General features: G+C 49.3%; 21 protein-coding genes, 1 other RNA gene, 1 pseudogene and 1 other annotated feature. Of the genes and pseudogenes, 3 read left to right on the top strand and 20 right to left on the bottom strand.

Annotated features, from left to right (window positions below):
- Window positions 1-53 precede the first annotated feature (53 nt).
- A non-coding RNA gene (ssrS, locus tag KNP91_RS12080) (6S RNA) lies at window positions 54-243 on the bottom strand.
- A 67-nt stretch (window positions 244-310) separates the two neighbouring features.
- Window positions 311-1,513, bottom strand: coding sequence for a DASH family cryptochrome (locus KNP91_RS12075; RefSeq protein ID WP_214850239.1), 1,203 nt, complete (start codon window positions 1,511-1,513; stop codon window positions 311-313).
- Between the two features lie 140 nt (window positions 1,514-1,653).
- On the opposite strand from KNP91_RS12075, the gene KNP91_RS15825 reads away from it, so the two are divergent.
- The gene (locus tag KNP91_RS15825) at window positions 1,654-1,776 is read left to right on the top strand and encodes a hypothetical protein (RefSeq protein WP_012370953.1); all 123 of its coding nucleotides are present in this window, start codon (window positions 1,654-1,656) and stop codon (window positions 1,774-1,776) included.
- Between the two features lie 85 nt (window positions 1,777-1,861).
- Here KNP91_RS15825 and KNP91_RS12070 read toward each other — a convergent pair whose 3' ends face one another.
- The 16 genes and pseudogenes from KNP91_RS12070 to KNP91_RS11990 all read right to left on the bottom strand — a co-directional run bounded on the left by KNP91_RS12070 (window position 1,862) and on the right by KNP91_RS11990 (window position 21,591).
- The gene (locus KNP91_RS12070) at window positions 1,862-2,449 is read right to left on the bottom strand and encodes a DNA-3-methyladenine glycosylase (protein WP_012370954.1); all 588 of its coding nucleotides are present in this window, start codon (window positions 2,447-2,449) and stop codon (window positions 1,862-1,864) included.
- Window positions 2,450-2,509: 60 nt separating this feature from the next.
- The gene (gene aspS / locus KNP91_RS12065; protein WP_012370955.1) at window positions 2,510-4,276 is read right to left on the bottom strand and encodes an aspartate--tRNA ligase; all 1,767 of its coding nucleotides are present in this window, start codon (window positions 4,274-4,276) and stop codon (window positions 2,510-2,512) included.
- Complete coding sequence (gene hisS / locus KNP91_RS12060) at window positions 4,273-5,553, bottom strand: histidine--tRNA ligase (protein WP_251136027.1); 1,281 nt, start codon at window positions 5,551-5,553, stop codon at window positions 4,273-4,275. Before hisS ends, aspS begins: the two co-directional genes overlap by 4 nt.
- Window positions 5,554-5,593: 40 nt before the next feature.
- Window positions 5,594-5,817: a binding site (T-box leader), on the bottom strand.
- Window positions 5,818-5,873: 56 nt separating this feature from the next.
- On the bottom strand, window positions 5,874-6,311 hold the full coding sequence (gene dtd / locus KNP91_RS12055) for a D-aminoacyl-tRNA deacylase (protein WP_012370957.1): 438 nt from the start codon (window positions 6,309-6,311) through the stop codon (window positions 5,874-5,876).
- 13 nt (window positions 6,312-6,324) lie between these two features.
- A complete protein-coding gene (locus KNP91_RS12050) occupies window positions 6,325-8,523 on the bottom strand; it encodes a RelA/SpoT family protein (protein WP_214763538.1) in 2,199 nt (732 codons plus the stop codon).
- Between the two features lie 139 nt (window positions 8,524-8,662).
- Window positions 8,663-9,181: an adenine phosphoribosyltransferase gene (locus KNP91_RS12045; RefSeq protein ID WP_012370959.1), complete on the bottom strand. Its 519-nt coding sequence runs from the start codon at window positions 9,179-9,181 to the stop codon at window positions 8,663-8,665.
- Window positions 9,160-11,469, bottom strand: a complete 2,310-nt coding sequence (gene recJ, locus KNP91_RS12040; protein WP_214850236.1) for a single-stranded-DNA-specific exonuclease RecJ — start codon at window positions 11,467-11,469, stop codon at window positions 9,160-9,162. The genes KNP91_RS12045 and recJ overlap by 22 nt, the downstream gene beginning before the upstream one ends.
- Window positions 11,470-11,538: 69 nt before the next feature.
- A pseudogene (secD, locus tag KNP91_RS15730) lies at window positions 11,539-13,750 on the bottom strand (protein translocase subunit SecD).
- A 153-nt stretch (window positions 13,751-13,903) separates the two neighbouring features.
- Window positions 13,904-14,194 (bottom strand): preprotein translocase subunit YajC, encoded by a 291-nt coding sequence (gene yajC, locus KNP91_RS12025; RefSeq protein WP_012370963.1) that lies wholly within the window; start codon window positions 14,192-14,194, stop codon window positions 13,904-13,906.
- 71 nt (window positions 14,195-14,265) lie between these two features.
- A complete protein-coding gene (gene tgt / locus KNP91_RS12020) occupies window positions 14,266-15,411 on the bottom strand; it encodes a tRNA guanosine(34) transglycosylase Tgt (protein ID WP_026827829.1) in 1,146 nt (381 codons plus the stop codon).
- Window positions 15,408-16,451, bottom strand: a complete 1,044-nt coding sequence (queA, locus tag KNP91_RS12015; RefSeq protein WP_012370965.1) for a tRNA preQ1(34) S-adenosylmethionine ribosyltransferase-isomerase QueA — start codon at window positions 16,449-16,451, stop codon at window positions 15,408-15,410. The genes tgt and queA overlap by 4 nt, the downstream gene beginning before the upstream one ends.
- A 2-nt stretch (window positions 16,452-16,453) precedes the next feature.
- Window positions 16,454-17,449, bottom strand: a complete 996-nt coding sequence (gene ruvB / locus KNP91_RS12010; RefSeq protein ID WP_214763533.1) for a Holliday junction branch migration DNA helicase RuvB — start codon at window positions 17,447-17,449, stop codon at window positions 16,454-16,456.
- A gap of 4 nt (window positions 17,450-17,453) precedes the next feature.
- The gene (gene ruvA / locus KNP91_RS12005; RefSeq protein WP_012370967.1) at window positions 17,454-18,047 is read right to left on the bottom strand and encodes a Holliday junction branch migration protein RuvA; all 594 of its coding nucleotides are present in this window, start codon (window positions 18,045-18,047) and stop codon (window positions 17,454-17,456) included.
- Between the two features lie 215 nt (window positions 18,048-18,262).
- Window positions 18,263-19,360 (bottom strand): quinolinate synthase NadA, encoded by a 1,098-nt coding sequence (nadA, locus tag KNP91_RS12000; RefSeq protein WP_214850233.1) that lies wholly within the window; start codon window positions 19,358-19,360, stop codon window positions 18,263-18,265.
- Window positions 19,350-20,192 carry a carboxylating nicotinate-nucleotide diphosphorylase gene (gene nadC, locus KNP91_RS11995; protein ID WP_214850230.1) on the bottom strand — a complete coding sequence of 281 codons (843 nt, stop codon included), beginning with the start codon at window positions 20,190-20,192 and terminating at the stop codon, window positions 19,350-19,352. Before nadC ends, nadA begins: the two co-directional genes overlap by 11 nt.
- Window positions 20,161-21,591 (bottom strand): L-aspartate oxidase, encoded by a 1,431-nt coding sequence (locus KNP91_RS11990; RefSeq protein WP_214850228.1) that lies wholly within the window; start codon window positions 21,589-21,591, stop codon window positions 20,161-20,163. The genes nadC and KNP91_RS11990 overlap by 32 nt, the downstream gene beginning before the upstream one ends.
- A 97-nt stretch (window positions 21,592-21,688) precedes the next feature.
- On the opposite strand from KNP91_RS11990, the gene KNP91_RS11985 reads away from it, so the two are divergent.
- Both KNP91_RS11985 and KNP91_RS11980 read left to right on the top strand, forming a co-directional pair.
- On the top strand, window positions 21,689-22,780 hold the full coding sequence (locus KNP91_RS11985; RefSeq protein ID WP_214850225.1) for a cysteine desulfurase family protein: 1,092 nt from the start codon (window positions 21,689-21,691) through the stop codon (window positions 22,778-22,780).
- A gap of 20 nt (window positions 22,781-22,800) precedes the next feature.
- On the top strand, window positions 22,801-23,343 hold the full coding sequence (locus KNP91_RS11980) for a transcription repressor NadR (RefSeq protein WP_214850221.1): 543 nt from the start codon (window positions 22,801-22,803) through the stop codon (window positions 23,341-23,343).
- A gap of 80 nt (window positions 23,344-23,423) precedes the next feature.
- Here the strand turns inward: KNP91_RS11980 and KNP91_RS11975 are convergent, their stop codons facing one another.
- Complete coding sequence (locus KNP91_RS11975) at window positions 23,424-24,707, bottom strand: hemolysin family protein (RefSeq protein WP_214763523.1); 1,284 nt, start codon at window positions 24,705-24,707, stop codon at window positions 23,424-23,426.
- 41 nt (window positions 24,708-24,748) lie between these two features.
- A complete protein-coding gene (gene obgE / locus KNP91_RS11970; RefSeq protein WP_012370974.1) occupies window positions 24,749-26,044 on the bottom strand; it encodes a GTPase ObgE in 1,296 nt (431 codons plus the stop codon).
- Between the last annotated feature and the right edge of the window lie 12 nt (window positions 26,045-26,056).

Below are 26,056 nucleotides of genomic sequence, written 5' to 3'. Positions count from 1 at the left end.
CATAAAAAAAAACGTCATGCGACGTATGGTGTGATTCATCTAAAAAAGAAACGATGGGACCCGAAGTGCCGTGTCGATACCTTATTTTTGAACCTGCTGCGCAGGTGGGTGTCTTATCCGATTCCTATTCGTACGTCCTCCTGCTGTGTTACGAGGCATGTACTACTAGTTGGAACGTCAAACTCCCTATCAAAAAAGAGTGGCTCAAAGATAAAAGGCGGCTCTCGTACATCTCAGGAACCCCATCTGTTGCATTTAATATAGCATTCCCCTTATCGAAATGCAACTGGTTCCGACTCTTAAAATTTGATCATTTTTCAGTCGTTTCACTTGACATCCAACGTCGGATAAATGCTCTGCTCGGATCATATTTTTGTTGTTGAAATTCAGGATTAAACCGGGGTGTCCGGGTCGCATTTCCGACTCCTGCGATATACGCCCAGTTTCCGTAATTGGAGGCAACATCGTAATCAATCAACTGCTGTTCAAAGTACCGTGCGCCGATCCGCCAATCCTGTTTCAAGTCATGAATCAAATAACTGGCTGTAATTTGACGTCCCCGGTTTGACATCCAGCCGGTGTCCTTGATTTCCCGCATGAAGGCATCCACAAACGGTTCTCCCGTCTCGCCGGCCATCCACGAATCGATTGCCGCCTGATCCGTCTTCCACGTCAAGCGACCGTCCTTCAAACCGTTCGAGCGAAACAGCCGGTGTCCCGTCTCGCGCATCGTCAAATGGAAGAAGTCCCGCCACAATAATTCAAAGTATAGCCAGTAGGTCGATTCATTCGCGCCGTGTTCCTGTTCCGTCCGTTGCAGTTCTGCCATGACCCGTCGCGGGGACAGTGAACCGTTGGCAAGCCAGGCGGAGAGTTTGGAAGAATCATCAACGTTAAAACCGTTCCGTGTTTCTTTGTAGGTAAAAATCGGTTGTTCCAGATACGCTGCTAACCGGTTCCTGCCGGCCGCCTCGCCTCCGATGAACGGAAATGCGGTTCGCGGGTCATAACCACCTCTCGTTTGCGGCAGTTCGATATACTGTATGTTCCCGGGTGCTTCGATCGGCTCCGCGAACCGGCCATCTTGTTCGACTCGTTTCCGGAAAGCCGTAAAGACACGTTTCAGTTCGTCACTGCCGATATCGTCCCGGAGATGGAGCGTCTGGGTCTCGTACATTCTCGTGTTAAAACGCTTCTGTACTTCCTGTTCCTGTCGTGCTTCATATTCACCTGTCATCCGGTGAAAATAAACGACGTCTTCCGGTTGAATGAACGATGTCAGTTGTTCAACCGTCTCCCCTTGTAAAATCGTCAGTTCGATGCCGAGTTGTACCAAATGTTCGTTTAAGGATTGTAGAGTTTCCTCTTCAAATGTCATCTGCTGTTTGCCACGACCGTCTGCTGTCTGCCGAACGAAAACAGCACGGACTATCTTCTCTTCTTCGCATGCGCGTGTCAATGCCTCATGATCGTCGACCCGCAAATCTTTTCGGTACCATACAACTCCTGCCATATCCTCAGCTCCTTTCTCTTTTCTACCCGTACTATCTCAATCTTACTTCCTTTCGCAAAGAACCAATGTGCTAGAAAGGTTTTAAGTTTTTGTTTTCGTGGAATATGATTAGTACAACTTACTAAGGAGTGAAACATTTCATGGCTGCTAAAAAAGGGAAATTAAGAACATTGATCACGCTTGCTACGACGGTTGGACCGATCGTCTACAAATTCTATAAAAAGCAACAATCTAAAAAATCAATCAACACACCAAAACGATAAAACAGCAAACGTGTTTCTCTTCTTAGAGAAACACGTTTTTTGATGCCAGGATGTATCCATCAGCGGTACATCTTTTTTATACGGTTTATTTTTTACTGACCCCATTGCTTTCCCGTTCGTAAAACCGCCATGGATACGCTGTTGCTTCTCCCGCATTCGGAATCCCGATCCTCGTCGTCTGGACGATTTCAGTCGCTTGACCGTTCTCAATCTGAAACCGGTGATCCGTGTAGAGATCAGCACCTGAATCGTCCGTTCTCAATCCGAAGGCCTGACATAATTTAGCGGGACCGTTGACGAGATTTTTTTGCTCGGTTTTGGTCAGTTCCGCATACGGCTTCCCAAAACGGCGGTCAGCAACTAAATCGTGTCCGGTGATGATTTCCGCTCCGCGAAGCAAAATCCCATATCCTTGTCCGACTTCCCCGCAGACGATGTTCAAACAATGATGCATGCCATAGGTGAAATACACATAGATATGACCGGCCGGGCCAAACATCGGCGCGGTCCGTTTTGTCGGTCGTCCACTGTAGGAATGGGCGGCTTGATCGTGCGGACCAAGGTACGCCTCCACTTCGACAATCCGCATCGTAACGTGTTCGACCGTCAACAGACTCCCTAACAATTCTGGTGCCACCTCAACCGGTGACCGTTCAAAAAATATCCGTTCCATCTCCAGTCCCCCTTATAAAAAAAACAGATTCCCTTCAGGATCGAAGGAAATCTGTTGGTATTATGATTGTTTGACTGCTGTCCGAATCGACAGTTCATTCAATTGTGCGTCTGAAACCGGGCTTGGTGCCGCTGTCAACAGATCGCTCGCAGAAGCTGTTTTCGGGAACGCAATCGTATCGCGTAAGTTCGTCCGGCCTGCAAGCAGCATGATCAGACGGTCAAGACCAAGTGCGATACCGGCGTGCGGTGGTGTGCCGTACTCGAATGCTTCCATCAGGAAACCAAATTGTTCGTTTGCTTCTTCTTCCGTGAAGCCAAGCAATTTAAACATCCGCTCTTGAATATCACGTTCGTAAATCCGTTGTGATCCGCCACCGAGCTCATAACCGTTCAAGACAAGGTCATAGGCAACAGCGAGGACACTGCCCGGGTCTGTCTCGAGTTTATCGAGATCTTCCCGACGCGGCATCGTGAACGGGTGGTGGTTCGCATAAAAACGACTGTCCGCTTCTTCAAACGTCACGAGTGGGAAGTCCGTTACCCACAGGAAGTTGAAGACGGTTTCGTCAATCAAGCCGAGTTCTTTTCCTAGTTTTTGACGAAGGGCACCCAGACTGTCGGCAACAATTGATGCTTTTGCCGCGACGAACACAAGTAAGTCACCAGCTTCCGCTGTCGTCGCTTCGACGAGTCGGGCTGTTGCTGCCTCATCAAAGAACTTCGCAATCGGCCCGTTCAGTCCGTCAGCGGTCACTTTAACCCAAGCAAGGCCTTTGGCACCATAAATTGCTGTAAACTCTTGTAATTTATCGATGTCTTTACGGGAGAACTGATCGGCTGCCCCTTTGACATTCAAGGCTTTGACTTCGCCACCTGATTCAAGCGCCATGTCGAAGACTTTGAAGCCAGCTCCTGTGACGGCTTCCGCGACATCAATCAATTCAAGACCGAAACGCGTATCCGGTTTATCTGAACCGAACCGGCTCATCGCTTCCGCATACGGCATCCGCGGAAACGGCGTCGTGATGTCTTTTCCGAGTGTTTCTTTCATGACACGCGTCATCATCGATTCCATCATCGCATACAGATCTTCGACGTCCATGAAACTTGTTTCAATATCGACTTGTGTGAATTCCGGTTGACGGTCGGCCCGTAAATCTTCATCACGGAAACAACGGGCGATTTGGAAGTACCGCTCAAAGCCGGATACCATCAATAATTGCTTAAACAACTGCGGTGATTGCGGTAAGGCGTAAAACTCACCCGGGTGAACACGACTCGGAACGAGATAGTCACGCGCGCCTTCCGGTGTCGATTTCGTTAAGATCGGTGTTTCAACTTCGAGGAAGTCCTGTTCGTCGAGGAAGTTCCGCATGATATTCGAAGCTTTCGAACGCAGACGAAATGTTTCCTGTAATGACGGACGACGGAGATCCAGGTAGCGGTATTTCAGACGAAGGTCTTCCGATGTCTGTTCCGCTTCTTCACTGATCGGGAACGGCGTCATTTTCGAAGCGTTTAAGATGATGACTTCGTCTGCGACGACTTCGACTTGGCCGGTCGGGATGTTCGGGTTCGGATTTTCACGCTGGACGACTGTCCCTTTGATGTCGAGCACGTATTCCGAGCGAATCGATTCCGCCAAACGGTGTGCCTGTTCGTTTTCCGGTTGGAAGACGACTTGGACGATACCGGTCCGGTCACGAAGATCGAGGAAAATCAATCCCCCGAGGTCACGTCGTTTTTGGACCCATCCTTTTAGTTGAACGGCTTGGCCGATCGTTTCCTCTGTTACGGTTCCGTTCATGTGTGTACGTCCGATCATTGTACTTCCTCCTTTAATTTCGCGACAATCGTATCGGCAACAGCAGATAATGGTACATCAATCTGTTCGCCGGTCGACATGTCTTTTAACGCAGCCGCTCCGCGCTCGACTTCTTCGTCTCCGAGGATGACGGTGAAACGGGCTTTCAAACGGTCTGCCGATTTGAATTGCCCCTTAAACTTCCGTCCGAGATAATCACGGTCTGCGGCAAGTCCTTCAAGACGCATCAACTGCAACAGGCGTGTTGCCGTTTTTTCAACTTCATCGTTGCCTTGCGCGACGATGAAGACATCAATTGCATCATCGATTTCCGGCAGGACCCCTTCATTTTCAAGCGCCATCAACAGACGTTCGATTCCGATTCCAAATCCGATTCCCGGTGTGGCCGGTCCGCCGATTTGTTCAACGAGTCCGTTATAACGTCCGCCCCCGCAAAGTGTCGTAATCGCGCCGAACCCTTCTGCTTCCGACATGATTTCAAATGACGTGTGATTATAGTAATCCAGTCCGCGGACAAGGGTCGGATCAATCACGTATTCGATACCAAGCGCATCCAGATGCAACAGGACTTGATCGAAGTACTCTTTCGAAGCCGGATTCAAAAAGTCGAGAATCGATGGGGCTGTCGCCATACTCGGGTGATTCCGGTCGACTTTACAATCGAGTACGCGAAGCGGATTCGCTTCCAGACGGTTTTGACAATCCTGACATAACTCGTGAGCGACCGGCTTAAAGTGGTTGACGAGTGCTTCCCGGTGTGCGGCACGACTTTCGCTGTCTCCGAGCGAGTTGATGACGAGCTTCAGTTTTTTCAGTCCGAATGAGCGGTAAATGCTCATCGCCAGGCTGATGACTTCTGCATCGATGGCCGGCTCTTCACTGCCGAGTGCCTCGACACCGTATTGGTGCAGTTGACGGAAACGTCCGGCTTGCGGGCGTTCATAACGGAACATCGGTCCGATGTAAAAGAGTTTGACGGGCTGATTGGCAGCACCGTACAGTTTATTCGTCACGAATGACCGAACGACTGCTGCCGTCCCTTCCGGACGAAGCGTAAATTGTTCTTTGCCGCGCTTTTCAAGCATGAACATCTCTTTTTGAACGATGTCCGTCGTCTCACCGACACCGCGTTTAAACAGCTCTGTTTCTTCGAAAATCGGTGTCCGGATTTCTTTGTAGTTATACCGTTTACTGATCTCCCGCAATTGGTTTTCAATATACTGCCAACGTTCCACTGTACCGGGAAGTACATCAAACGTTCCGCGTGGTAATTTCATCCTAATTCCTCCTTTTGAATACAAAAAAAGCCCTCGTCCGCAAAGGGACGAGAACTTAAAGATCCCGTGGTACCACCCTGGTTGCTGAAAAATCTCAGCCACTCGGTGCAGTTAACGCCTGCCTACGATTTCCCCTACTCTGTTCGTTTCAGGAAAATACCTCAAAAGGGTCTTTCATCTAGTTCGTCTGATCGCCCTTTCAGCCGGGGAGCGACTCTCTATGCAGCCGAGATCTAAATTACTCTTCTTCGTCATCGGTTCTTAATTCGTTCTGTTATCCTTTATATTGCCTCGTCCAAAAGATCCTGTCAAGACTTTGGTCACTTTTCAAGAATCAACGTCACCGGTCCGTCATTGACGAGCGCAACGTCCATCATCGCTCCGAACTGTCCGGTCTCGACGATGATTCCCTGCTGACGTAAACGAGCGTTGAACGCTTCATACAACTCATTTGCAACATCAGGTTTGGCCGCTTCTGTAAAAGCAGGGCGACGGCCCTTTTTGACGTCTCCGTATAAGGTGAACTGGGACACCGATAAAATCTTCCCCTCGACATCCTGAAGCGACCGGTTCATCCGTTCTTCTTCATCCTCGAACACACGTAACCCGGCAATCTTGTCCGCCAACCAGTTGACTTGCTCCAGCGTATCGTCATGCGTGACCCCGACGAGTAAAAGAAATCCTTGATCGATTTGACCGGCAACCGTCCCTTCGACCGTCACGCTTGCTTCTTTGACCCGTTGTAATACGACTCGCATTTCTATCCGCTCCTTATGTCATCATGACGCGATGCACGGCATACACGTCTGATATTTGTTTAATTCGATCGACGACCTTTTGCAGGTGATTGACGTTGTCGATTGCGATCGTCATTGAAATCTTGGCCTGTTTGCTGTCGTCTCCCTTACCGCTGACAGCTACGATATTCGTGTTCATCGCGGACACCGATTGGAGGACATCATTTAACAGACCCGCCCGGTCAAAACCGGAAATTTCGATTTCGACGTTATAACTCTTGACCGTCTTGCCTTCATGTTCCCATTCGACTTCAAGCAACCGTTCCGGATTCTGTTCATGAATCACATTCAGACAATCGGACCGGTGAATCGAAACACCGCGACCGCGGGTAATATACCCGACGATATCATCACCCGGAACCGGGTTGCAGCAACGGCTCATGCGGACCAGCATGTTGTCGATGCCTTTGACACGAACGCCTTCCGGATTTTGTTTCTTCGGTCGGTCAAACGTCTTCATTTCACTGATGGCTTCGTTTAATTCAAGATTTTTTGACTCTTTGTCTTTGCGCAATTTTTCCGTCAATTTATGCGCGACTTGGGCAGCGGTCAGACCGTGATATCCGACGGCAGCATACATATCTTCTTCTTGACCGAAGTTGAACTTCCGTGTCACGTCCTCAAGTGTCTTATCGTTGATGACATCCTTTGGTTCAAAGCCGAGTTTTTTTACTTCCGCCTCAATCAGTTCCCGACCTTTCGAGACGTTTTCTTCCCGTTGTTGCCGTTTGAACCATTGACGGATTTTATTTTTCGCCTGACTCGATACACAAATCTTGAGCCAATCCTTGCTTGGTCCATAACTGTGTTTCGACGTAACGATTTCAATGATGTCACCGGTCTTCAGTTTGTAATCGATCGGCACCATCCGTCCGTTGACTTTTGCTCCAATCGTCCGGTGTCCGATTTCCGTATGGATCCGGTAGGCATAATCAATCGGCACCGACCCTTTCGGCAATTCGATGACGTCACCCTTTGGTGTAAAGACGTACAGCATATCGCTGAAGAAGTCGACTTTGACCGACTCCATGAATTCTTCCGCATCGGCGGTATCTTTTTGTAACTCCAGAATTTCACGGAAGTGGGCGATTTTATCTTCAAAACCTGACTTCGCCTCTTGCTCTTTTCCTTCTTTGTAAGCCCAGTGTGCGGCAATTCCGTATTCGGCGATGAAATGCATATCGCGTGTCCGAATTTGCACTTCAAGCGGTTCACCCTTCGGCCCGATAACCGTTGTATGCAACGACTGGTACATGTTCGGTTTAGGCATCGCGATATAGTCCTTGAAGCGTCCCGGCATCGGTTTGTATTGGGTGTGAATGATTCCGAGAACCGCGTAACAATCCTTGATGGAGTCGACGATGATTCGCACGGCCATCAAATCATAGATTTCGCTGAATTCTTTTTTCGAGTTCTGCATCTTGTTGTAGATCGAGTAGATATGTTTCGGACGACCATCCACCTCGGCTGCGATCTCGACTTCTTCGAGTACTTCGTTGACTTCATCGATGACAGACGTGACGAGCGCTTCGCGTTCCGTCCGCTTTTGTTTCATCATCGAGACAATCCGGTAGTATTGTTGCGGATTGATGTAACGCAGACTGATGTCTTCGAGTTCCCATTTAATCGTCGAAATCCCGAGTCGATGCGCGAGCGGCGCAAAGATTTCAAGCGTTTCTTCTGCTTTTTGGACTTGTTTCTCTTTGACCATATGTTGAAGCGTCCGCATGTTGTGCAGGCGGTCGGCTAACTTGATCAAAATCACGCGGATGTCTTCTGCCATCGCAATAAACATCTTCCGGTGATTTTCTGCCAATTCTTCTCGTTTGGACTTGTATTTGATCTTCCCGAGTTTCGTCACGCCATCGACCAGCATCGCGACATCTGCTCCGAATCGTTCCGTGAGTTCTTCCAGCGTAATGTCAGTGTCTTCGACGACATCATGAAGAAGAGCGGCAACAATCGTCGTCGCGTCGAGTCCGATATCTACCAGTATCCCAGCCACTTGAACCGGGTGAATGATATAAGGTTCACCCGATCGACGAAATTGTCCTTCATGCTCGTCTTTTGCGAATTGATAGGCACGTTCGATATCTTTGACTTCTGCCTCTGTCATGTACTCCGCACATCGAGCGAGAAGGTCTTCTACATTTACGATTTGTTTATTTGTCATCCCTTATCCTCACCCAGTCCCCGGGATTGATTACGCTGAATCCCTAATATATATCCTCTATTATCGTGAAATTTTGATAATATGTCAAAATAAAAAGAAATACCCCCCCGACCACTGCCGAGAAGGTATTGCTTATTCATTAATCTGCGTAACGAATCAAGGATAAAATATCGTATCCTTCTAATTTTTCACGTCCGCCTAAACCGTCAAGTTCAATCAGGAATCCGATTCCGGCAACCGTTCCACCGAGTTGCTCAATCATTTTGATTGTCGCTTCGATCGTGCCGCCTGTTGCCAGTAGGTCATCGAGAATGACGACGCGTTGTCCTGGTTGGATTGCATCGTGGTGCATCGTCAAGACATCTTTCCCGTACTCAAGACCATACTCGACACGGACTGTCTCACGCGGTAATTTTCCTTCTTTACGAACTGGAACAAATCCGATTTCCATCGCGTATGCTGCTGGGCATCCGACAACGAATCCGCGTGCTTCCGGTCCGGCGATGACGTCCGCGCCTTGCTTACGGGCATAGTCGATCAATGCATCGACTGACTGCTTATAAGCAGGACCGTTCTGCATCAGGGATGTGATATCTTTGAAACTGATTCCTTCTTTCGGCCAGTTTTCGACCTCTTTTATATGCTGTTTGAACTCCATGTCATTTCCTCCTGCTTCGCCGCTTCTACCAAAGTATCAAAACGCTCTTTCAACTGAGCGAGTGACGAATAAATGTATTGTTGCTCAAGACGTTGACGTTCCTCATGACGCTTGTACGTCGTTGCTTCCGTCAAGTCCCGTTTTTCAGCATTCGGGTTTACACCCGGCAGCCCGTCCTCCATTGTAACAAGAAAATCAAGTTCCGAAAACACTGAATGCATAAAGTTAATCGAACGTTTCGACCATTTTCGCGATTTCGACAAACGAACAAGCCCGATTCGGAGCTCGGCACGGGGACATTTCGCAAAGTAATTGAAATAATGTTTAAACTCTTCCCGTGACGGAATCGTCTCGAAATAGTACCCTTCATCCTTAAACGCACAGTAAATCCGTTCGGCATCTTTTAAATACGGCAAGAAAGCTGCTTCTTCTTCGGGCAAATCCAAAAAGACAACATTTGCCTTCGCCTCTCCGTTCAGCGGACGCTCGGCATATTTGGATTGTGTTTCTTCCGAAAATGCAACAAATGTCGTCGTGTCGTGCGGAAGTTCAAATAAATCCGTTAATGGTTTTTTCCCACCGCGGTAATCGAACAATTGATAATCCACGACGGCCAGATCCTGAATCATCAGTTGCGGTTTACGGAAACCGTTCCATTCGTTGATGTTCAGACTCCCCATCAATGAAACTTCAGCGAGCGATGATACTTCGTCAACGGCATCTCCAAACCCGAATCCGATACCATCGAGTTCCGTTTTCCCGTCCGTCACAAGAACCTTCAAGTGCGTTAAATCACGCCCGATTCGTTTCAAGTCCCGAATGTTGGCGCCTTCGACGACGACACGCGGCGACGGATTTCCCATACCAAACGGAGACAACCGTCCCATTTCTTCAATCAAGCCAATCGAGACATCCGAGACACGTAAACGTAAATCAATCTCCGTCGTGGCGATAAACGCTTCGTCCGGCAGACTTGCCGCTTGGGCATTCAACCGTTCTCGTAACACCGGGACGTTTTCTGATGACAATGTCATCCCGGCAGCCGCCGGATGTCCTCCGAAGTGCGGTAAGATGTCAGCCGTCTGATTCAACTCGGCAAAGAGGTCAAAGGCTGCAATCGAACGTCCTGATCCTTTAGCCGTCCCTTTTTCTGCATCGTGACACAACAGAATGACCGGACGATGGTACTTTTCAACGAGCCGGGATGCGACGATTCCGACGACACCGGGATTCCATTGATCGGAATCAACGACTAAAACACGATCGGACAGATAATGTTGCTCCACGAGTGCCGTCGCTTCTTCGGCAATTTTTTTGACGATATCCTGCCGTTGTTTGTTTTGCTGATCGAGTTGCTCGGCGAGCGGTTCCGCTTCTTCCATCGTTTCCGCAAGCAGCATCTCAAGCGCTGGCATCGCCGAGTCAAGACGTCCGGCCGCATTGATCCGGGGTCCAAAGGCAAATCCGACCGATTCTTCCGTCAGTTCGTCTTCGACGAGACTGCAAACTTTCCGTAACGCCAGGATGCCAGGCCGTTCACTGGCATTCAATGCTTCAATTCCTTTTGCTGCAAGCAAACGGTTTTCGCCGATAAGCGGGACTAAATCGGCAATCGTTCCGAGTACAGCCAAATCAAGCAATTCTTCCGGCACACGCCCAAGCAGCGCGTGAGCGACCTTAAAGGCTACACCGGCTCCGGCGAGCTTCGAATACGGATAGTTGGAATCGACACCCGGATGAATCATAGCAAAAGCGTCCGGCAGGACATCTTTTGCTTCATGGTGATCGGTAATGATTAAATCGACGCCGAGTTCTTTTAAAACAGCCGCTTCCTCGATGCCGGAAATCCCGCAGTCGACCGTGATGACGAGACCGAATCCTTCTTCTGCTGCCCAGCGGAACGCCGCCTCGTTCGGTCCATAACCTTCCGTAAAACGATTCGGGATATAACATTCCGCCATCGCACCGATTTCAATCAGCGCATGCCATAAAATCGCAGCGGAACTCACACCGTCAACATCGTAGTCGCCGTAAATCAAAATCATTTCACCTTCATCTGCCGCCTGCTGAATTCGGGTGATCACTTTGGTCATATCCTGGAACAAAAAAGGATCGTGAAATGCCGTTTGATCCGTTTCCAAAAATGCCTTGGCTTGATCGGCGGTATCAAATCCCCGCTGAACAAGCAAGTGCGCAACTTGCCGGGATACGTTCACCTGGTCGGCTAACTCGTCTATTTTAAGCGAATCGACGTCTTTGTCGATCCATGTTTTCTTTGAATGATACATCCAATCCCTCCAATCAACTCCATCATTATAGAACAAAACCCGCGTTAGCGATAGCTAACACGGGTCAGGTCATGAGGCTTGTTTAGATGATTTGAGCGTCCGGCCTTTCATGACGAGCCACAATTGGGCTGCGATGAAAATTGAAGAATACATCCCCATGATCAGACCCACCAATAAGGCAAGGCTGAATCCACGAATCGCTTCACTGCCGAAGATATAGAGCGCCGCTGCCGTCATGATGACTGTGACGACAGTATTGATTGAACGAATGATTGTCTGTTGAATCGATTCGTTGACAATATGCGACAATTCGCTGAACGTCACTTGTCGGCCGCCTTTTTCAGCATGGGCGAGATTTTCCCGAACCCTGTCGAACGTAACAATCGTATCATTGACCGAATACCCGATGATGGTCAAGATCGCTGCGATGAAGTACAGATTGACTTCAATCTGGAACAGCGAGAAGAAGGCGATGATCATCAAGGCGTCATGGAGCAACGCAAGAACAGTCGCAATCCCGTATAACGGTTGGAAACGGAACGAGACGTAGATGACGATCCCAAGCGACGCCAGTAAAACGGCATAAATTGCATTACGGGCAATCTCCTGACCGACCTGGGCAGATACAGTCGAGATGCTTGGTTCTTTCTTGTATTTCGCTTCAATCGCTTGTTTCATTTTCGAGATTTGTTGCTGATCGAATTCTCCGACGAACGTCACGTTCGCGAGCTTGCCGCCTTGCGCAAATTGAACACCGTTAATTTCCGCTGCGTCAATTCCGGCATCTTCGATAACGGAACGAACCTCTGATTCCTTAATCGTGTTCGTTGAAGAAATTTCAACCCGTGTTCCTTCTGTAAAGTCAATTCCGAGGTTCAGGCCGCGGAGTGTGAGCAACAAAACAGAAATGACGACAAGGGCAATCGTGATGATAAAGTAAATGTTCCGGTGTTTTACATAATCAAATTTCGTAGGATTAAAGTTCACGAATTTCACTCTCCTTTACGCCAAACCAGGTTTTCTTCTTATCAAACCATCGGCTGCTGACGAGAAGTTGCATCAGGTAACGTGAGATGAAAACATTCGTGACGAACGTGACGGCAATCGAGACCATCAGCATGATCGCGAATCCTTTGACGGTACTCGTTCCGAAGTAATACAACACGCCTGCAGAAATCAACGTCGTCAAGTTGGCATCAAGAATCGTACCAAATGAGCGGCGGTTACCGGCTTTGAAAGCAGACAAGACAGATTTCCCGCTTCGGAGTTCATCTTTGATCCGTTCTGCCGTGATGATGTTGGCATCTACCGCCATCCCGACTCCAAGGACAAGGGCCGCGATTCCCGGTAAGGTCAGGACGGCGTTAATTCCGTTAAAGAAGATCATGACGAGATAGATGTAGAACAACAAGGTAATGATCGATACGAAACCGGATACCCGGTAAAACAGCAACATGAACAAGAAGACGGCTGCGACACCGATCATCGACGCAAACAAAGTCTGGTCGAGGGCATCTTGACCAAATGCGGCCGAGACAGACGTCGAGTAGATTTCATCCAGCTTAACCGGTAGTGCTCCGGCGTTTAAGATGGAGGATAGTTGCTTCCCGTATTCTGCTGTAATGTCACCACCGGAGATGATGGCTTTATCCGAGTTGATCGGCTGTTGGACCGATGCATCGGAGACAATTTTAGAGTTTTCTTTTTGAATCTCTTTTTCGTACGTATCGCCTTTCTCATAGTCGAGCCAAATGACAAGACGATTGGCGGGCGGTTGCATTTTTGATACTTGTTGTGTCACTTCATAAAATTTTTCTTTCGACTTCATTGTCAGTTCGACGAGCGGTGCATTTGTTTGCGGATCGTATCCGACTTTTGCGCCTTTAGCCTTTAAGTCTGAACCATCAAGTAACACTTTGTCGTTGATGTCCCGGAATGACAATTCGGCTGTCGAGGATAGAATCTGACGGGCTTCACTCTGATTTTTGACACCGGCTAGTTGAACACGAATCCGGTTGTCTCCTTCAATCCGGATATCCGGCTCTGAGACACCCAGTACGTTGACCCGGTTTTCGATTGCCGTCAGTGTTGCGCTCATCGCATTGGCATCGATGACGTCACCTTTTTTCAACGGTTGTACTTCATACAACACTTCAAATCCGCCTTTTAAGTCCAGACCGAGTTTTGTGTCTTTTAAGAGCCAATTCGATGTCGTGCCAATCAAAACGAGCAGCGCGGCAACGATGATGAAGAACGTGGCCAGTTTTCCCTTCTTAATCATGCTACATTGTCCTTTCTCTCAATCCCAGTATATTTTCAGACAACTTTCTTATCCTATCCTAGCTTACATAAGAATTAGTAATCTTAGCAATCGTTTTTCTCATATAAAAACAGAAAAGACGCTTCCGAATTCGGAAAGCGTCTTTTTCTAGCCTTATTCGACGATTTCGTCGTCCATGACAGTCGTAGTTTTTTTCGTAACTTCTGCGACCGCACTACGGTTGAACGTCAATTGAGCGTTACCCGATTTCAATGTGACTGTCGTCTCATCTACTTTTTGTACGACCCCATGAAGGCCACCGATCGTTACGATCGAGTCACCGCGTGATAACTGGGTTTGCATCTCACGCACTTGCTTCTGGCGTTTGTTCTGTGGACGAATCAACAAGAAATAAAACACCACGAAGATCAAGATCATCGGGAGGAATGTCAATAATTGTTGCATCTGAGTCAGCTCCTTTTCATTCAAATCACGTTCATTATACCGTAAAAAGAATAGAATTGTCAGACCATTTATCAGAAATTCTTCGCGTTCGGTAAATTATAACCGTATTCTTCGAAGAATTCGTCTTTGAAATCAAGCAGACGATCTTCGCGAATCGCTTGACGGACGCCTTCCATCAACTTGACGAGGAAGTGAAGATTATGTGTCGAACAAAGGTGAAGACCAAATGTTTCCTGTGCCCGGATTAAGTGATGGATATAAGCACGCGAGTAATTCTTACAGGCGTAGCAATCACACTTTTCGTCGAGCGGACGGAAATCACGCGCGTATTTGGCATTCCGGACGACGAGACGTCCGCTTGATGTCATCAACGTACCATTGCGGGCAATCCGGGTCGGCAAGACACAGTCAAACATGTCAATCCCGCGGATGGCTCCTTCGATCAAGGCATCCGGCGAACCGACGCCCATCAAATAACGCGGCTTGTCTTCCGGCATGAGTGGTGTCGTGAAATCAAGGGCACGATACATGACGTCTTTCGGCTCTCCGACCGACAGACCGCCGACTGCATAACCCGGGAAATCAAGCGATGCGAGATCGCGTGCGCTTTGGCGGCGTAAATCTTCATACTCTCCGCCTTGAATAATCCCGAACAATGCTTGATCCTGCGGCCGTTCATGAGCTTCAAGGCAACGTTCCGCCCAGCGGCTTGTCCGCTCGACTGAAGCTTTCATGTATTCGTGAGAAGCCGGGAATGGCGGACACTCATCAAAGGCCATCATGATATCCGAACCGAGGGCATTCTGGATTTCCATCGCTTTTTCCGGTGACAGGAATAGTTTGTCTCCGTTCAAGTGGTTGCGGAAGTTGACACCCTCTTCCGTGATGTTGCGCAAATCAGCGAGTGAAAAGACTTGGAATCCGCCCGAATCGGTTAAAATCGCACCGTCCCAGTTCATGAATTTATGGAGACCGCCGGCTTCCTTGATGACATCATGTCCCGGACGGACCCACAAATGATACGTATTTGACAAAATGATGTTCGCGTTCATGTCTTTGATCTGTTCCGGCGCCATTGTCTTGACTGTCGCTTGTGTCCCGACCGGCATGAAAACAGGAGTCTCGAAGCTGCCGTGCGGCGTATGGACGATTCCTAACCGCGCACCAGATTGTTTACAAGTCTTGATATGTTCGTACGTTACTGCATGTTTTGTCATCGGTTTAATTCCTCTCTCGTTAAGAACATTGCGTCTCCGAAACTAAAGAATCGGTAGTTTTGTGCAACAGCTTCTTCATAGGCATGTAATATGTGTTCGCGGGTCGATAAAGCGGATACGAGCATGATCAACGTCGACTTCGGCAAGTGGAAGTTCGTAATCAATCCGTCGATTCCTTTAATTTCCTGACCGGGATAGATGAAAATATCCGTCCAACCGGAAGCTTCAACAAAATCCCCATGATCGCGGATGACGGTCTCAAGCGTTCGTGTCGAAGTCGTTCCGACAGCAATGATCCGTCCGCCGTTTTTGCGGGTCTCGCGTAAAATCTTTGCGGAAGACTCCGGTAACTCGTAGTATTCACTGTGCATTTTGTGGCTGTCGACGTCATCAACAGAGACCGGACGGAATGTCCCGAGTCCGACGTGCAACGTCAACGGCGCAAGCTGAACCCCTTTATCCGTCAGGGCCTGCAACAGTTCCGGCGTAAAGTGAAGACCGGCTGTCGGAGCTGCCGCACTTCCCCGTTCCCGGGCGTAAACGGTCTGGTAACGATCCTGATCTTCAAGCTGCTCGTGGATATAAGGCGGCAACGGCATCGTCCCGAGTTGATCGAGTACTTCATAAAAAATCCCTGTATACGAGAACTTCAGGATCCGTCCGCCGTCGTCGAGTGCTTCGACACATTCCGCGCGGAGCAATCCGTCACCAAAGGACAGGACGGTTCCCGGTTTGACGCGTTTCGCCGGTTTCGCGAGTGTCTCCCAGACGTCATCGCTTGTCTGTTTGAGTAACAACAGTTCGATTTTGCCGCCGGTCTCTTCCTTGACACCAAATAGGCGTGCCGGCAAGACCTTTGTATCATTGATGACAAGAGTATCCCCCGCATTAAAATACGAGACGATATCATGAAATTTTTCATGCCGAAGGGCGCCGGTTTCCCGGTTGACGACCATCAGCTTCGAACTTGTCCGATCGAGCAAAGGCACTTGCGCAATCTGCTCTTCCGGTAAATGAAAATCAAATAAATTTACATCCATCTTTAGTTTCCTTCTTTCAATCCTAAATGTTGCCGCGCAAACGGCGTCAAAACACGACCGCGTGGTGTACGTTGTAAAAATCCTTGCTGCAGCAAGTATGGTTCATAGACATCTTCAATCGTCTGGGCATCTTCACCGATCGTCGCAGCAATCGTTTCAAGGCCGACCGGTCCGCCGGCAAAACGTTCGGCAAGCGAACGTAACAGACGGTGATCGACGTCATCCAGCCCGAGTGCATCCACATGCAGACGATCAAGGGCGCCCGTCGCAAGTGTCGCATCGATTGCCGTTTGGTGTGCGACTTGTGCAAAATCACGGACACGCCGCAACAGACGGTTGGCGACACGGGGTGTTCCCCGGGAACGGAGCGCAATCGCTTCCGCTGCCATCCGGTCCGCTTCAAAACCAAACAAGCGGGACGTCCGTGTAACAATCGCCGACAATTCCGGCATCGTATAGTACTCGAGTTTCAGCGTCACTCCAAACCGGTCACGAAGCGGAGCCGATAACATACCGGCCCGCGTCGTTGCTCCGACGAGGGTAAACGGCGGTAAATCAATCCGCACACTGCGGGCGAGTTCGCCTTGACCGATGACGATATCGAGGCAATAGTCTTCCATCGCCGGATAAAGAATTTCCTCAATCGACCGGCTTAACCGGTGAATCTCATCGATGAACAAGACATCTCCCGGTTCGAGCGAAGATAAAATAGCAGCCAAATCGCCCGGACGTTCAATCGCCGGTCCGGCTGTCGTCTTGATACCGACCCCCATCTCATTGGCAATGATTGTCGCAAGCGTCGTCTTACCAAGACCGGGAGGACCGTATAAAAGTACGTGGTCCAGTGTTTCCTGACGGATTTTTGCCGCTTGGATAAAGACACTTAAGTTGCCTTTTGCCTTCTCTTGACCAATATATTGATCAAGTGTCTGAGGACGCAAACTCCACTCTTCCTGATCTTCCGCATGTGCGGATTCTGACAAAATCCGTTCTTCCACGTTCTCACCTCACATTCAATAACAACTGCAACGCCCGCTTCACATATTGATCCGTCGACAACACTTCACCTTGAAGTGCTTTTTTGACTTTTTCGACTTCCCGTTCACTGTATCCGAGTGCCGTCAACGCTTCACATGCTTCATTTAATTCCGCATTTCCTTGGGCAAATAATCCTTCGCTCGGAATATAATCCGGTGCGAGCTCTGCCAACTTCCCTTTTAAATCAAGGGTCATCTGCTTCGCAGTCTTTTTGCCGACACCGGGGAACTTGATCAAATAACTTTCCTTTTCCTGCTCAATCGCTTCAACAAGCGCATCGACGTCTCCGGACGCCACAATGGCGAGTGATCCTTTAGGACCGATTCCCGTTACGCCAAGCAATTTTGTGAACAGCGCCCGTTCCCGTCTTGAACGGAATCCGAACAAAACTTCCTGGTCTTCTCTGACATAATGATACGTATATACGATAACCTGTTCGTCTCCGGTCCGATAAAAAAACGGGTTCGGTGCTACGATTTTGTAGCCAATCCCCCCGACCTCGATCGTCACGAATTCCGCACAGACATAAGCGACTTCGCCGCGTACGAATTCTATCACTTTAGAACGCTCCCATCCATTAACAAACTCTCGTGTTATTGTAGCATATAATGAGGAGGCTCTTCAAAACGTAATTCTTTAAACGGAAGACGGTCACGATGGAAATTCATCTCTTCTAAACTACTAAAAAAACGAACCAGAAAAACGGAATGCGACATTCCTTTCTCTGGTTCGTAGTGCGTAAATGGTTCAGATTGACTTTTCTTTTCGGACGATCAAGAACGTTCAAGCATCCGTTCGAGTGCAAGTACCGCATATCGCGTCGTTTCCGGATCAACGGTGATGATATTGACCGGCTGACCGGCTTCGATTTGTTCGAGCGACCAGGCGAGGTGTCGTAAATCAATCCGGTTCATCGTCAGACAGGGACACATGAAGGGATTCAAGGAGACGATATCGAGTTGCGGATAATCGTTCGCCAGTCGTTGGACTAAGTTCATCTCTGTACCGATCGCCCATTTCGTCCCCGGTTCCGCCCGTTTGATTTGATCGATGATATAGGCTGTCGAACTGTTCAGGTCCGATGCTGCCACGACCTCAAAGGAACACTCCGGATGAACAAGAATTTTCCGCTCGGGGTCCGCTTGACGGAACTGTTCAATTTGTCCGACCGTAAACTTCTCATGGACGGAACAATGTCCTTTCCACAGGACGACCCGGATGTCCTCATCCGCTCCGTCGAATATCAGCCGATCCGCAATCGGATCCCAGACTGCCATCTGTTCCAGGGGAATCCCCAAAGCATGTGCCGTATTTCGCCCGAGATGTTGGTCAGGCAGGAAAAAAAGAATCTCGCGTTCCCCGAGTGCCCATTCGACCATCGGAACGGCATTCGAGGACGTGACCGTCGCTCCACCGTGCCGTCCGACAAACGCTTTGATTTCAGCCGTTGAATTGACATAGGTCAGCGGGAGAATCGATCGGCCCAACCGGTTCGTCAATATCTCATATGCCCGTTCCGTCTGAAATCCATTTGCCATATCAGCCATTGAACAACCGGCCCGCATGTCCGGTAAGACGACTGTATGTGTTTGATCCGTCAGCATATCTGCCGTCTCTGCCATGAAATGAACGCCGCAAAAAACAGTATATTCTGCGTCTGTCATCTGTTTCGCCAGTTGGGCGAGCTGGAGTGAATCTCCGGTCGCATCGGCGAACTGAACGACCTCATCTTTCTGATAATGATGTGCCGGTAAAAATAACCGTGAGCCCATCCGTTCTTTGATACCTTTAATGATTGTCACTAATTGTGCATCCGTTTTTTCTGAGTACGTTTTTGGAATCCCCTGCTCTGTAAATAAATCAAGACTCATCTTTTTTTCCTCCCGCAATTTTCATACTGATGTCTAACGCCGGTGCCGAATGGGTCAATGCTCCGAGTGAGATGTAATCTGCCCCGCACTCACTATAGGCTGGCAACGTATCCAGCGTGATCCCGCCGGACAATTCAACGGTGATTGATTTCGGAATCCATGACCGGAACCGCTTAATTTCTTCCGGTGTCCGGTTGTCGAGCATGATAATGTCGACCCCTGCTGCAACTGCTTCCTTGACCTCTTCACCGGTCTCGACTTCGACTTCAATCGGTGTCGTATGACCGACTTGCGCCTTCGCCCGACGGACAGCTGCTGTAATCGAACCGGCGACGGTGATGTGATTATCTTTGATCATGACGGCGTCATCGAGTCGACCGCGGTGATTGAATCCGCCTCCGACTCGAACCGCATGTTTCTCAAGCATCCGGAGTCCCGGTGTTGTTTTACGGGTATCCGCAATCCGGACGTTCCCGGCGACCAGACGGACAGCCTGATGCGTCAATGTCGCGATTCCGGACGTCCGCTGAATCAGATTCAATGCGACCCGCTCTCCCGTTAAAATCGCTTGTAACCGCCCGGTCCACTTCGCAACGACTTGTCCCCGGACTATCGGTTCTCCGTCACGGACAAGTGTTTCGTGTTCGACTCCCAGCAGTCGTGCTAGTTCGACCAATACCGCTTCGCCGCAAAAAATACCGTCCTCTTTCGTCATGAAGTGACCGGTTCCTAGTTCATCGCCGGTTAAACACACCTCACTCGTCACATCCTGATGCCCGATGTCTTCCACCAAAAAATCCTCAAGCTGTCGTCGTAGATACCATCTGTTCATGTTGTCGGTCTCCTTTTAATCGTTGAATTGCACCTTCAAGCAACAGCTTTGCCGTCATCAGATGCAGGCGCCTCAGTTCAGCGTCCCGTCCTGTTGCCCGTTCCTCCGGTTGGTTTTTGAAGGTTTCCAAGGTTTGTTTAAGTACGGTTTCATCAAGATGGACGGCCAGCGCTTCTGTCCATGATGGGTCAAGTGCCACCTTCTCTTCATCTTCTTTGAACTGATTTTCAGACAACGGCAGACGGGGCGGCAACTGGAGTCGTAACGCCAGTTCCTTGCCCATCACAAAACATTCGAGAAGTGAGTTCGAGGCTAATCGATTTTTTCCGTGCAATCCTGTTGAAGCGACCTCTCCGACTGCATACAGTCCCGGAACAGTTGTCCGTCCGAGACGATCCGTTTTAATCCCGCCCATTAAAAAGTGCACACCGGTCGTCACTTCGACGATATCAGGTGATATGTTCAATATTTCACATTTTTCAACAAATGTTGGAAAGTGTGTTTGCAGATGTTCGACAGGCGTCGTATTGAGATAGACCGCTTCCTGTTCTCGTACCGTCGTGATTCTCATCGCCACTTCATCCCGGGCCGCCAAGTCGCCTTGCGGATGATCCGCCATCACGCGCCGACCGTCTGCCGTCATTAAAAAAGCACCGGCGCCCCGTAAAGCTTCCGTAATCAAGCCGTGACTGACGCCGTCATGCAACAGAACGGTCGGGTGATGTTGGATATAACCTAAATCCGATAGACCGGCGCCAACTTGAGCAGCGAGTGCCAGACCGTCACCGGTCAAGCTCGGTTCGTTCGTCGAGGCTGTAAACAATCCGCCGATGCCGCCTGTCGCCAGGATGACAGCCCGGGCTGAAAAGACGACCGGCTTTTGACCCCGATATCCCCGTGCTCCGACGACCTGTTGTCTGTTCGTCAACAATTCTGTAATGACGGTATCCTCGATGACGGGATGAACGAGTTGCTGAAGCAGTTGCGTCATGATACGTTCGCCCGTCCGGTCTCCTCCACTGTGAAAAATACGTGGTCTCGAGTGTGCCCCTTCCTGACCTAAAGCGTATGCTCCTGTCACCTGTCGATCAAACCTAACACCAAACGCTTCGAGTTCCGGAATCACCTGCTTTCCGGTTGCGGTGATAAAAGAAATGATCGTTTCATCGGTCCGCCCTTTTGCCGCCTGCTTCGTATCCGCTTGATGGCTGACATGGTCGGCTTCGAGATACGCTGACGCAATTCCGCCTTGCGCCCGCATCGAATTTGTTTCTGTCCTTGTTCCTTTTGAGACAAGAATGACATTCAGATCAGCCGGAAGATGCAGGGCAACCGAGACGGCGGCTAGTCCTGTCCCGATGATTAAGACATCCACTTCTTCTGTTTTATGTAAAGACATATGAAAAACACCTCTGTACATTTATATTTACTATTGACTTGACAATAAGTTTGGCATATTTTTAGCTGAGTGACAAGATGAAAGGATACGATAATTGATGATTTATTTAGACCATGCGGCAACGACACCTATGCACCCGGATGCCATCGAACAGTATCGGGACACGGCAGAACGGTTCTACGGCAACAGTTCTTCGCTCCATGACACGGGAGAAGACGCCCTTCAACTGCTGGAACAGGCACGGAATAAATTAATGCAATGGCTCGGTGTAACGGAAGGAACGATTATATTTACGGGCAGCGGTTCTGAAGCTAATTACATCGCTTTAAGCCATCTTCTCCGCCAAACCAATAAGACAACTGTCTTGACACTTAAATCGGAACACGATTCCGTTTTACTTCCTTTGCAACGGTGGGCAGTCCATTGGCAGGCACTCGATTTAAAGACGACCGGTGAATTCGACTGGGACTTATTCGAACAAGCATGTACGGAAGAGGTCGGTGTCGTCTCTATCCAGCAGGTAAACTCAGAAACAGGATTCATCTTTCCGATTGCCGCGATTGCCGCCTTTTGCCGAAAAAAAGGTATTCTGTTCCACTGTGACGGGATTCAAGGCTTTTTGAAGAACCCGGTTGATTTGACCGACGTCGAAGCTTATACGATCAGCAGTCATAAAGTGTATGGACCGAAAGGACTCGGTGCCGTCTATTTGCGTCATCCCCTGTTCAGTCCCTATTATGAGGCGCACCACGAATTCGGAATCCGGCCGGGAACCGTCGATGTCCCGGGAATTGCTGCTTTCATGATGGCATGTCACCGTTATCTTCAGGAAAATCAACAGATCCAGACATCGAGCAAAAGATTTCGTGGTATGCTAAAAAAAAGACTTCCAGCTGCTTATTATCAAATCATTGAGTCCCCTCAGCAACTTCATTCGATTTGTGCCATTCATACGAAACAACGGGATGGTCAATTCGTCCTCCTCGCCCTGAACCGTGCCGGAATTGCCGTCTCGGCGGGAAGCGCTTGTCGTGCAGGTGAAAATGGCCCCAACTCGACTTTACGGGCGATTGGTTTTGATGAGTCGGCGGCTCATGGATTGATTCGACTCAGTTTCGGTCGGATGACAACAGCCGAGGAAGTAGAGCGATGTATCGATGTTCTATGTTCTCTGGAGGAATCAGATTAATTGGAAAGGCAGGAATAATCATGGGAAGAAGACAGTCCGGAGAAGAACGCCGGCAAGAGTTGTTAGAAATCATTCAACAAAGCGAACAACCCGTCACAGGAACGAAGTTGGCGAAGCAGGCAGGTGTCAGCCGCCAGGTCATCGTGCAGGATTTATCATTGCTAAAAGCAAAAGGACATCCTGTCGTTGCGACTGCCCGGGGATATCTATTAAATCATCCGGAGCTTGACGAATCCCGCCATATGAGAAAAGTCGTTTGCCGGCACGGTAGTGATCAATTAAAAGCAGAGTGTGACGCCGTCGTCGATGAAGGTGTCATCATCCGTGATGTCATCGTCGAACATCCCGTCTACGGCTTTTTAACAGGAGAATTGATGCTGAAAAGCCGCCGCGATGTCCGGGCGTTGATCGAACAACTGGAAGAAACGCAGGCGACCCCTTTATCCACTTTGACGGATGGTGTCCACATTCATACGCTGGAAGCTGATAACGAAGAAGCGTTAAATGCCGCAATCGATGCGCTCGACCGTTTGGGTATTCTTGTTTCAGAACTCGATGTTTAATCACGAGGATGCCTTTTAAATACATCCTTTCATAACAAAAAGGCCCATTCCTAATCGGAACGGGCCTTTTGTTATGCAGATCAGACGTTTAAATCGTCCGTTCCTTCTGATGGTTCATGTTGTGAGAATACGGCTGAAACGGTCCGGACCCGCCGGTTTTCGACGTGCAGGACAGTCAAGGTCAACGGTCCATACACCATCTGAGTCCCCACTTCCGGAATATGACCGACATCTTCCATGATCCAGCCTCCAAGCGACTGCGCTTCCGTTTCCGGCATCGCCAAGTCAAATTGATGACAAAAATCTTCGATGTCGTATTCCGCCAGACATTCATACCGGTTCGGGCTCACCTGTTTCGTGTACTCGAGTGATTCATCATGTTCATCCCAGATCTCTCCGACCAGTTCCTCGAGAATATCCTCCAGTGTAATCAAACCGGCTGTTCCTCCGAATTCATCCAGTACAACAGCCATATGTGACTGTTTGACTTTTAATTCCGGCAGCAAATCAATGATGTGGGTTTGCGGAACGACAAACGAAACCGGACGGATCAATTCGCGAATTTCGACACGTCCGTGCTTGACGAATTCCCGTAAAAAGTCACGTTCTGATAAAACTCCGATGATGTGATCAATCGAATCCTTATAGACCGGCAAACGCGAGAATCCGCCTTTTTGCACTTCACGTAAAATTTCATCAAAACCGGCATCAATGTCGATTGCCTGAATATTCGTTCGCGGTGTCAGTGCTTCTTCGACCGTGACATTCTTAAAGTCAACCGCCCGATGCACGATTTCTGCTCCCGCTTCGTCCATGACACCTTCTTCTTCACTGATATCGACTAAAGCCCGTAATTCCTGTTCGGTGACAAGCGGTCCTTTCGGATCGGCCCCAATCAGCAACAACGCAACCTGTCGTAACTTCAGAAACAGGAAAATCGCCGGTTTAAAGAGACTCAGACAGACATGCAACGGACCACTGATCCAAAACACATACGTTTCCGCATGTTCCCGAGCATAGGATTTAGGAATGAGCTCCCCAAATAACAAGATGAACAGAAACGTCAGAAAAACAATACTGATTTGTACCAATAGATCCGTCGATACCGTCATCGCCAACCAGCCACCGATCATCGCGACACCGAGGTTAGACAAGGTGTTTCCGATTAAGATGGCGGTCAGCGTCTCCTCATACCGTTGCAACAGACGAAGAGCTTGGGTCGCACGACGGCTCCCCTCCTCCGACTGATGCAAAATCCGTAACCGGTTTGCACTCGACAAGGCGGTTTCAGACGAGGAGAAAAAGGCCGAGATGACAAGCAGGACGAAAAACCAGATGAACTGAATCGCGGGAAGTGGGTCCACGATGCTCTCACACTCCATTTCTCAAATGAACTTGTTGTATTTTAGAACGAAGACTCGATGAATTCGAATTCGAAGTCGCGGATTCGAACGACGTCACCGTCAATCGCACCCATCTTACGAAGTTCTTCATCGACACCCATTTGACGCAACGTCCGGGCAAAGCGTTTGATGGATTCTTCACGCATGAAGTTTGTCATTGTAAACAGCTTCTCGATCCGTGGTCCTTTGATGACGAAGCAATCATCTTCATCTTTCGAAACCGTAAATCCGGCTTCCGGTGCTTCATATCCGTAAACGACACGTGGTGTCGCTGTTTTTTCTTCGAGTTCTTCGAGACCGAATTCCGGCGTCGCATCAACAAGATCAGCGATGCGGAACAAGAGGTCGCGTAACCCTTGGCGTGTTGCAGCCGAGATGGCAAACACTTCAAGATCCGGGAATGCTTCTTTGAATGCTTCGAGATTCGCTTCCGCATCCGGCATATCCATTTTGTTGGCGACAACGACTTGTGGTCGTTCTGTCAGACGAAGGTTGTAGTCCGCAAGCTCCTTGTTGATGATATTGTAATCGTCAATCGGATCGCGTCCTTCCATACCACTCATATCGATGACGTGCACGATGACTTTCGTCCGCTCGACGTGACGGAGGAACTGGTGACCAAGACCTACACCTTCGCTTGCCCCTTCAATCAGACCCGGTAAATCGGCCATGACGAAGCTGCGGCTGTCTTCCGTTTCAACGACACCGATGTTCGGCGTAATCGTCGTAAAGTGATACGCCCCGATTTTCGGACGGGCTGCTGAGACGATCGACAGCATCGTTGATTTCCCGACACTTGGGAAGCCGACAAGTCCGACATCTGCGAGCATTTTCAATTCGAGTTTCAAGTATTTCTCTTCACCGGGTTCACCATTCTCTGCATGTTCCGGAGCCGGGTTCGCTGGTGTTGCGAAACGTGAGTTACCACGTCCGCCGCGTCCGCCTTTTGCCACGATGGCTTGTTGTCCGTGATGAACAAGGTCAGCGATGACTGCATCCGTATCATCGTCATACACGACGGTGCCGGGTGGGACTTTAACGACAAGGTGCTCGGCTTTACGTCCGTGCATGCCTTTCGACATCCCGTTTTCACCCTGAACGGCTTTAAAATGACGTTTGTAACGGAAATCCATCAACGTCCGAAGTCCTTCATCCACTTCGAGAACGACGTGAGCACCATGCCCACCGTCTCCTCCGGCTGGTCCGCCGTCTGGAACATATTTCTCGCGACGGAACGCTACTTGCCCGCGTCCTCCATCTCCTGCTTTTACATAAATATTTACCTGATCGACAAACATGTCAGATCCCTC

It is taken from the genome of Exiguobacterium sp. s138 (genome assembly GCF_018618775.1).
In the GTDB taxonomy this organism is placed as follows: Bacteria; Bacillota; Bacilli; order Exiguobacteriales; family Exiguobacteriaceae; genus Exiguobacterium_A; species Exiguobacterium_A artemiae.
This window is presented reverse-complemented; position numbering and strand designations above follow the sequence as displayed.

What these genes read in the sequence shown, in the direction of transcription:
- nadA (WP_214850233.1), bottom strand. Translation starts at nt 19,360, where the DNA reads ATGAGTCTTGATTTATTTACAGAGCAGGGGATTCCAAAAACGTACTCA.
- recJ (WP_214850236.1), bottom strand. Translation starts at nt 11,469, where the DNA reads ATGTATCATTCAAAGAAAACATGGATCGACAAAGACGTCGATTCGCTT.
- KNP91_RS12050 (WP_214763538.1), bottom strand. Translation starts at nt 8,523, where the DNA reads ATGACAAATAAACAAATCGTAAATGTAGAAGACCTTCTCGCTCGATGT.
- KNP91_RS11980 (WP_214850221.1), top strand. Translation starts at nt 22,801, where the DNA reads ATGGGAAGAAGACAGTCCGGAGAAGAACGCCGGCAAGAGTTGTTAGAA.
- KNP91_RS12045 (WP_012370959.1), bottom strand. Translation starts at nt 9,181, where the DNA reads ATGGAGTTCAAACAGCATATAAAAGAGGTCGAAAACTGGCCGAAAGAA.
- obgE (WP_012370974.1), bottom strand. Translation starts at nt 26,044, where the DNA reads ATGTTTGTCGATCAGGTAAATATTTATGTAAAAGCAGGAGATGGAGGA.
- KNP91_RS12070 (WP_012370954.1), bottom strand. Translation starts at nt 2,449, where the DNA reads ATGGAACGGATATTTTTTGAACGGTCACCGGTTGAGGTGGCACCAGAA.
- KNP91_RS11990 (WP_214850228.1), bottom strand. Translation starts at nt 21,591, where the DNA reads ATGTCTTTACATAAAACAGAAGAAGTGGATGTCTTAATCATCGGGACA.
- KNP91_RS12075 (WP_214850239.1), bottom strand. Translation starts at nt 1,513, where the DNA reads ATGGCAGGAGTTGTATGGTACCGAAAAGATTTGCGGGTCGACGATCAT.
- nadC (WP_214850230.1), bottom strand. Translation starts at nt 20,192, where the DNA reads ATGAACAGATGGTATCTACGACGACAGCTTGAGGATTTTTTGGTGGAA.
- KNP91_RS11985 (WP_214850225.1), top strand. Translation starts at nt 21,689, where the DNA reads ATGATTTATTTAGACCATGCGGCAACGACACCTATGCACCCGGATGCC.
- aspS (WP_012370955.1), bottom strand. Translation starts at nt 4,276, where the DNA reads ATGATCGGACGTACACACATGAACGGAACCGTAACAGAGGAAACGATC.
- dtd (WP_012370957.1), bottom strand. Translation starts at nt 6,311, where the DNA reads ATGCGAGTCGTATTACAACGGGTCAAAGAAGCAAGCGTGACGGTCGAA.
- hisS (WP_251136027.1), bottom strand. Translation starts at nt 5,553, where the DNA reads ATGAAATTACCACGCGGAACGTTTGATGTACTTCCCGGTACAGTGGAA.
- queA (WP_012370965.1), bottom strand. Translation starts at nt 16,451, where the DNA reads ATGGATGTAAATTTATTTGATTTTCATTTACCGGAAGAGCAGATTGCG.
- KNP91_RS15825 (WP_012370953.1), top strand. Translation starts at nt 1,654, where the DNA reads ATGGCTGCTAAAAAAGGGAAATTAAGAACATTGATCACGCTTGCTACG.
- tgt (WP_026827829.1), bottom strand. Translation starts at nt 15,411, where the DNA reads ATGACAAAACATGCAGTAACGTACGAACATATCAAGACTTGTAAACAA.
- yajC (WP_012370963.1), bottom strand. Translation starts at nt 14,194, where the DNA reads ATGCAACAATTATTGACATTCCTCCCGATGATCTTGATCTTCGTGGTG.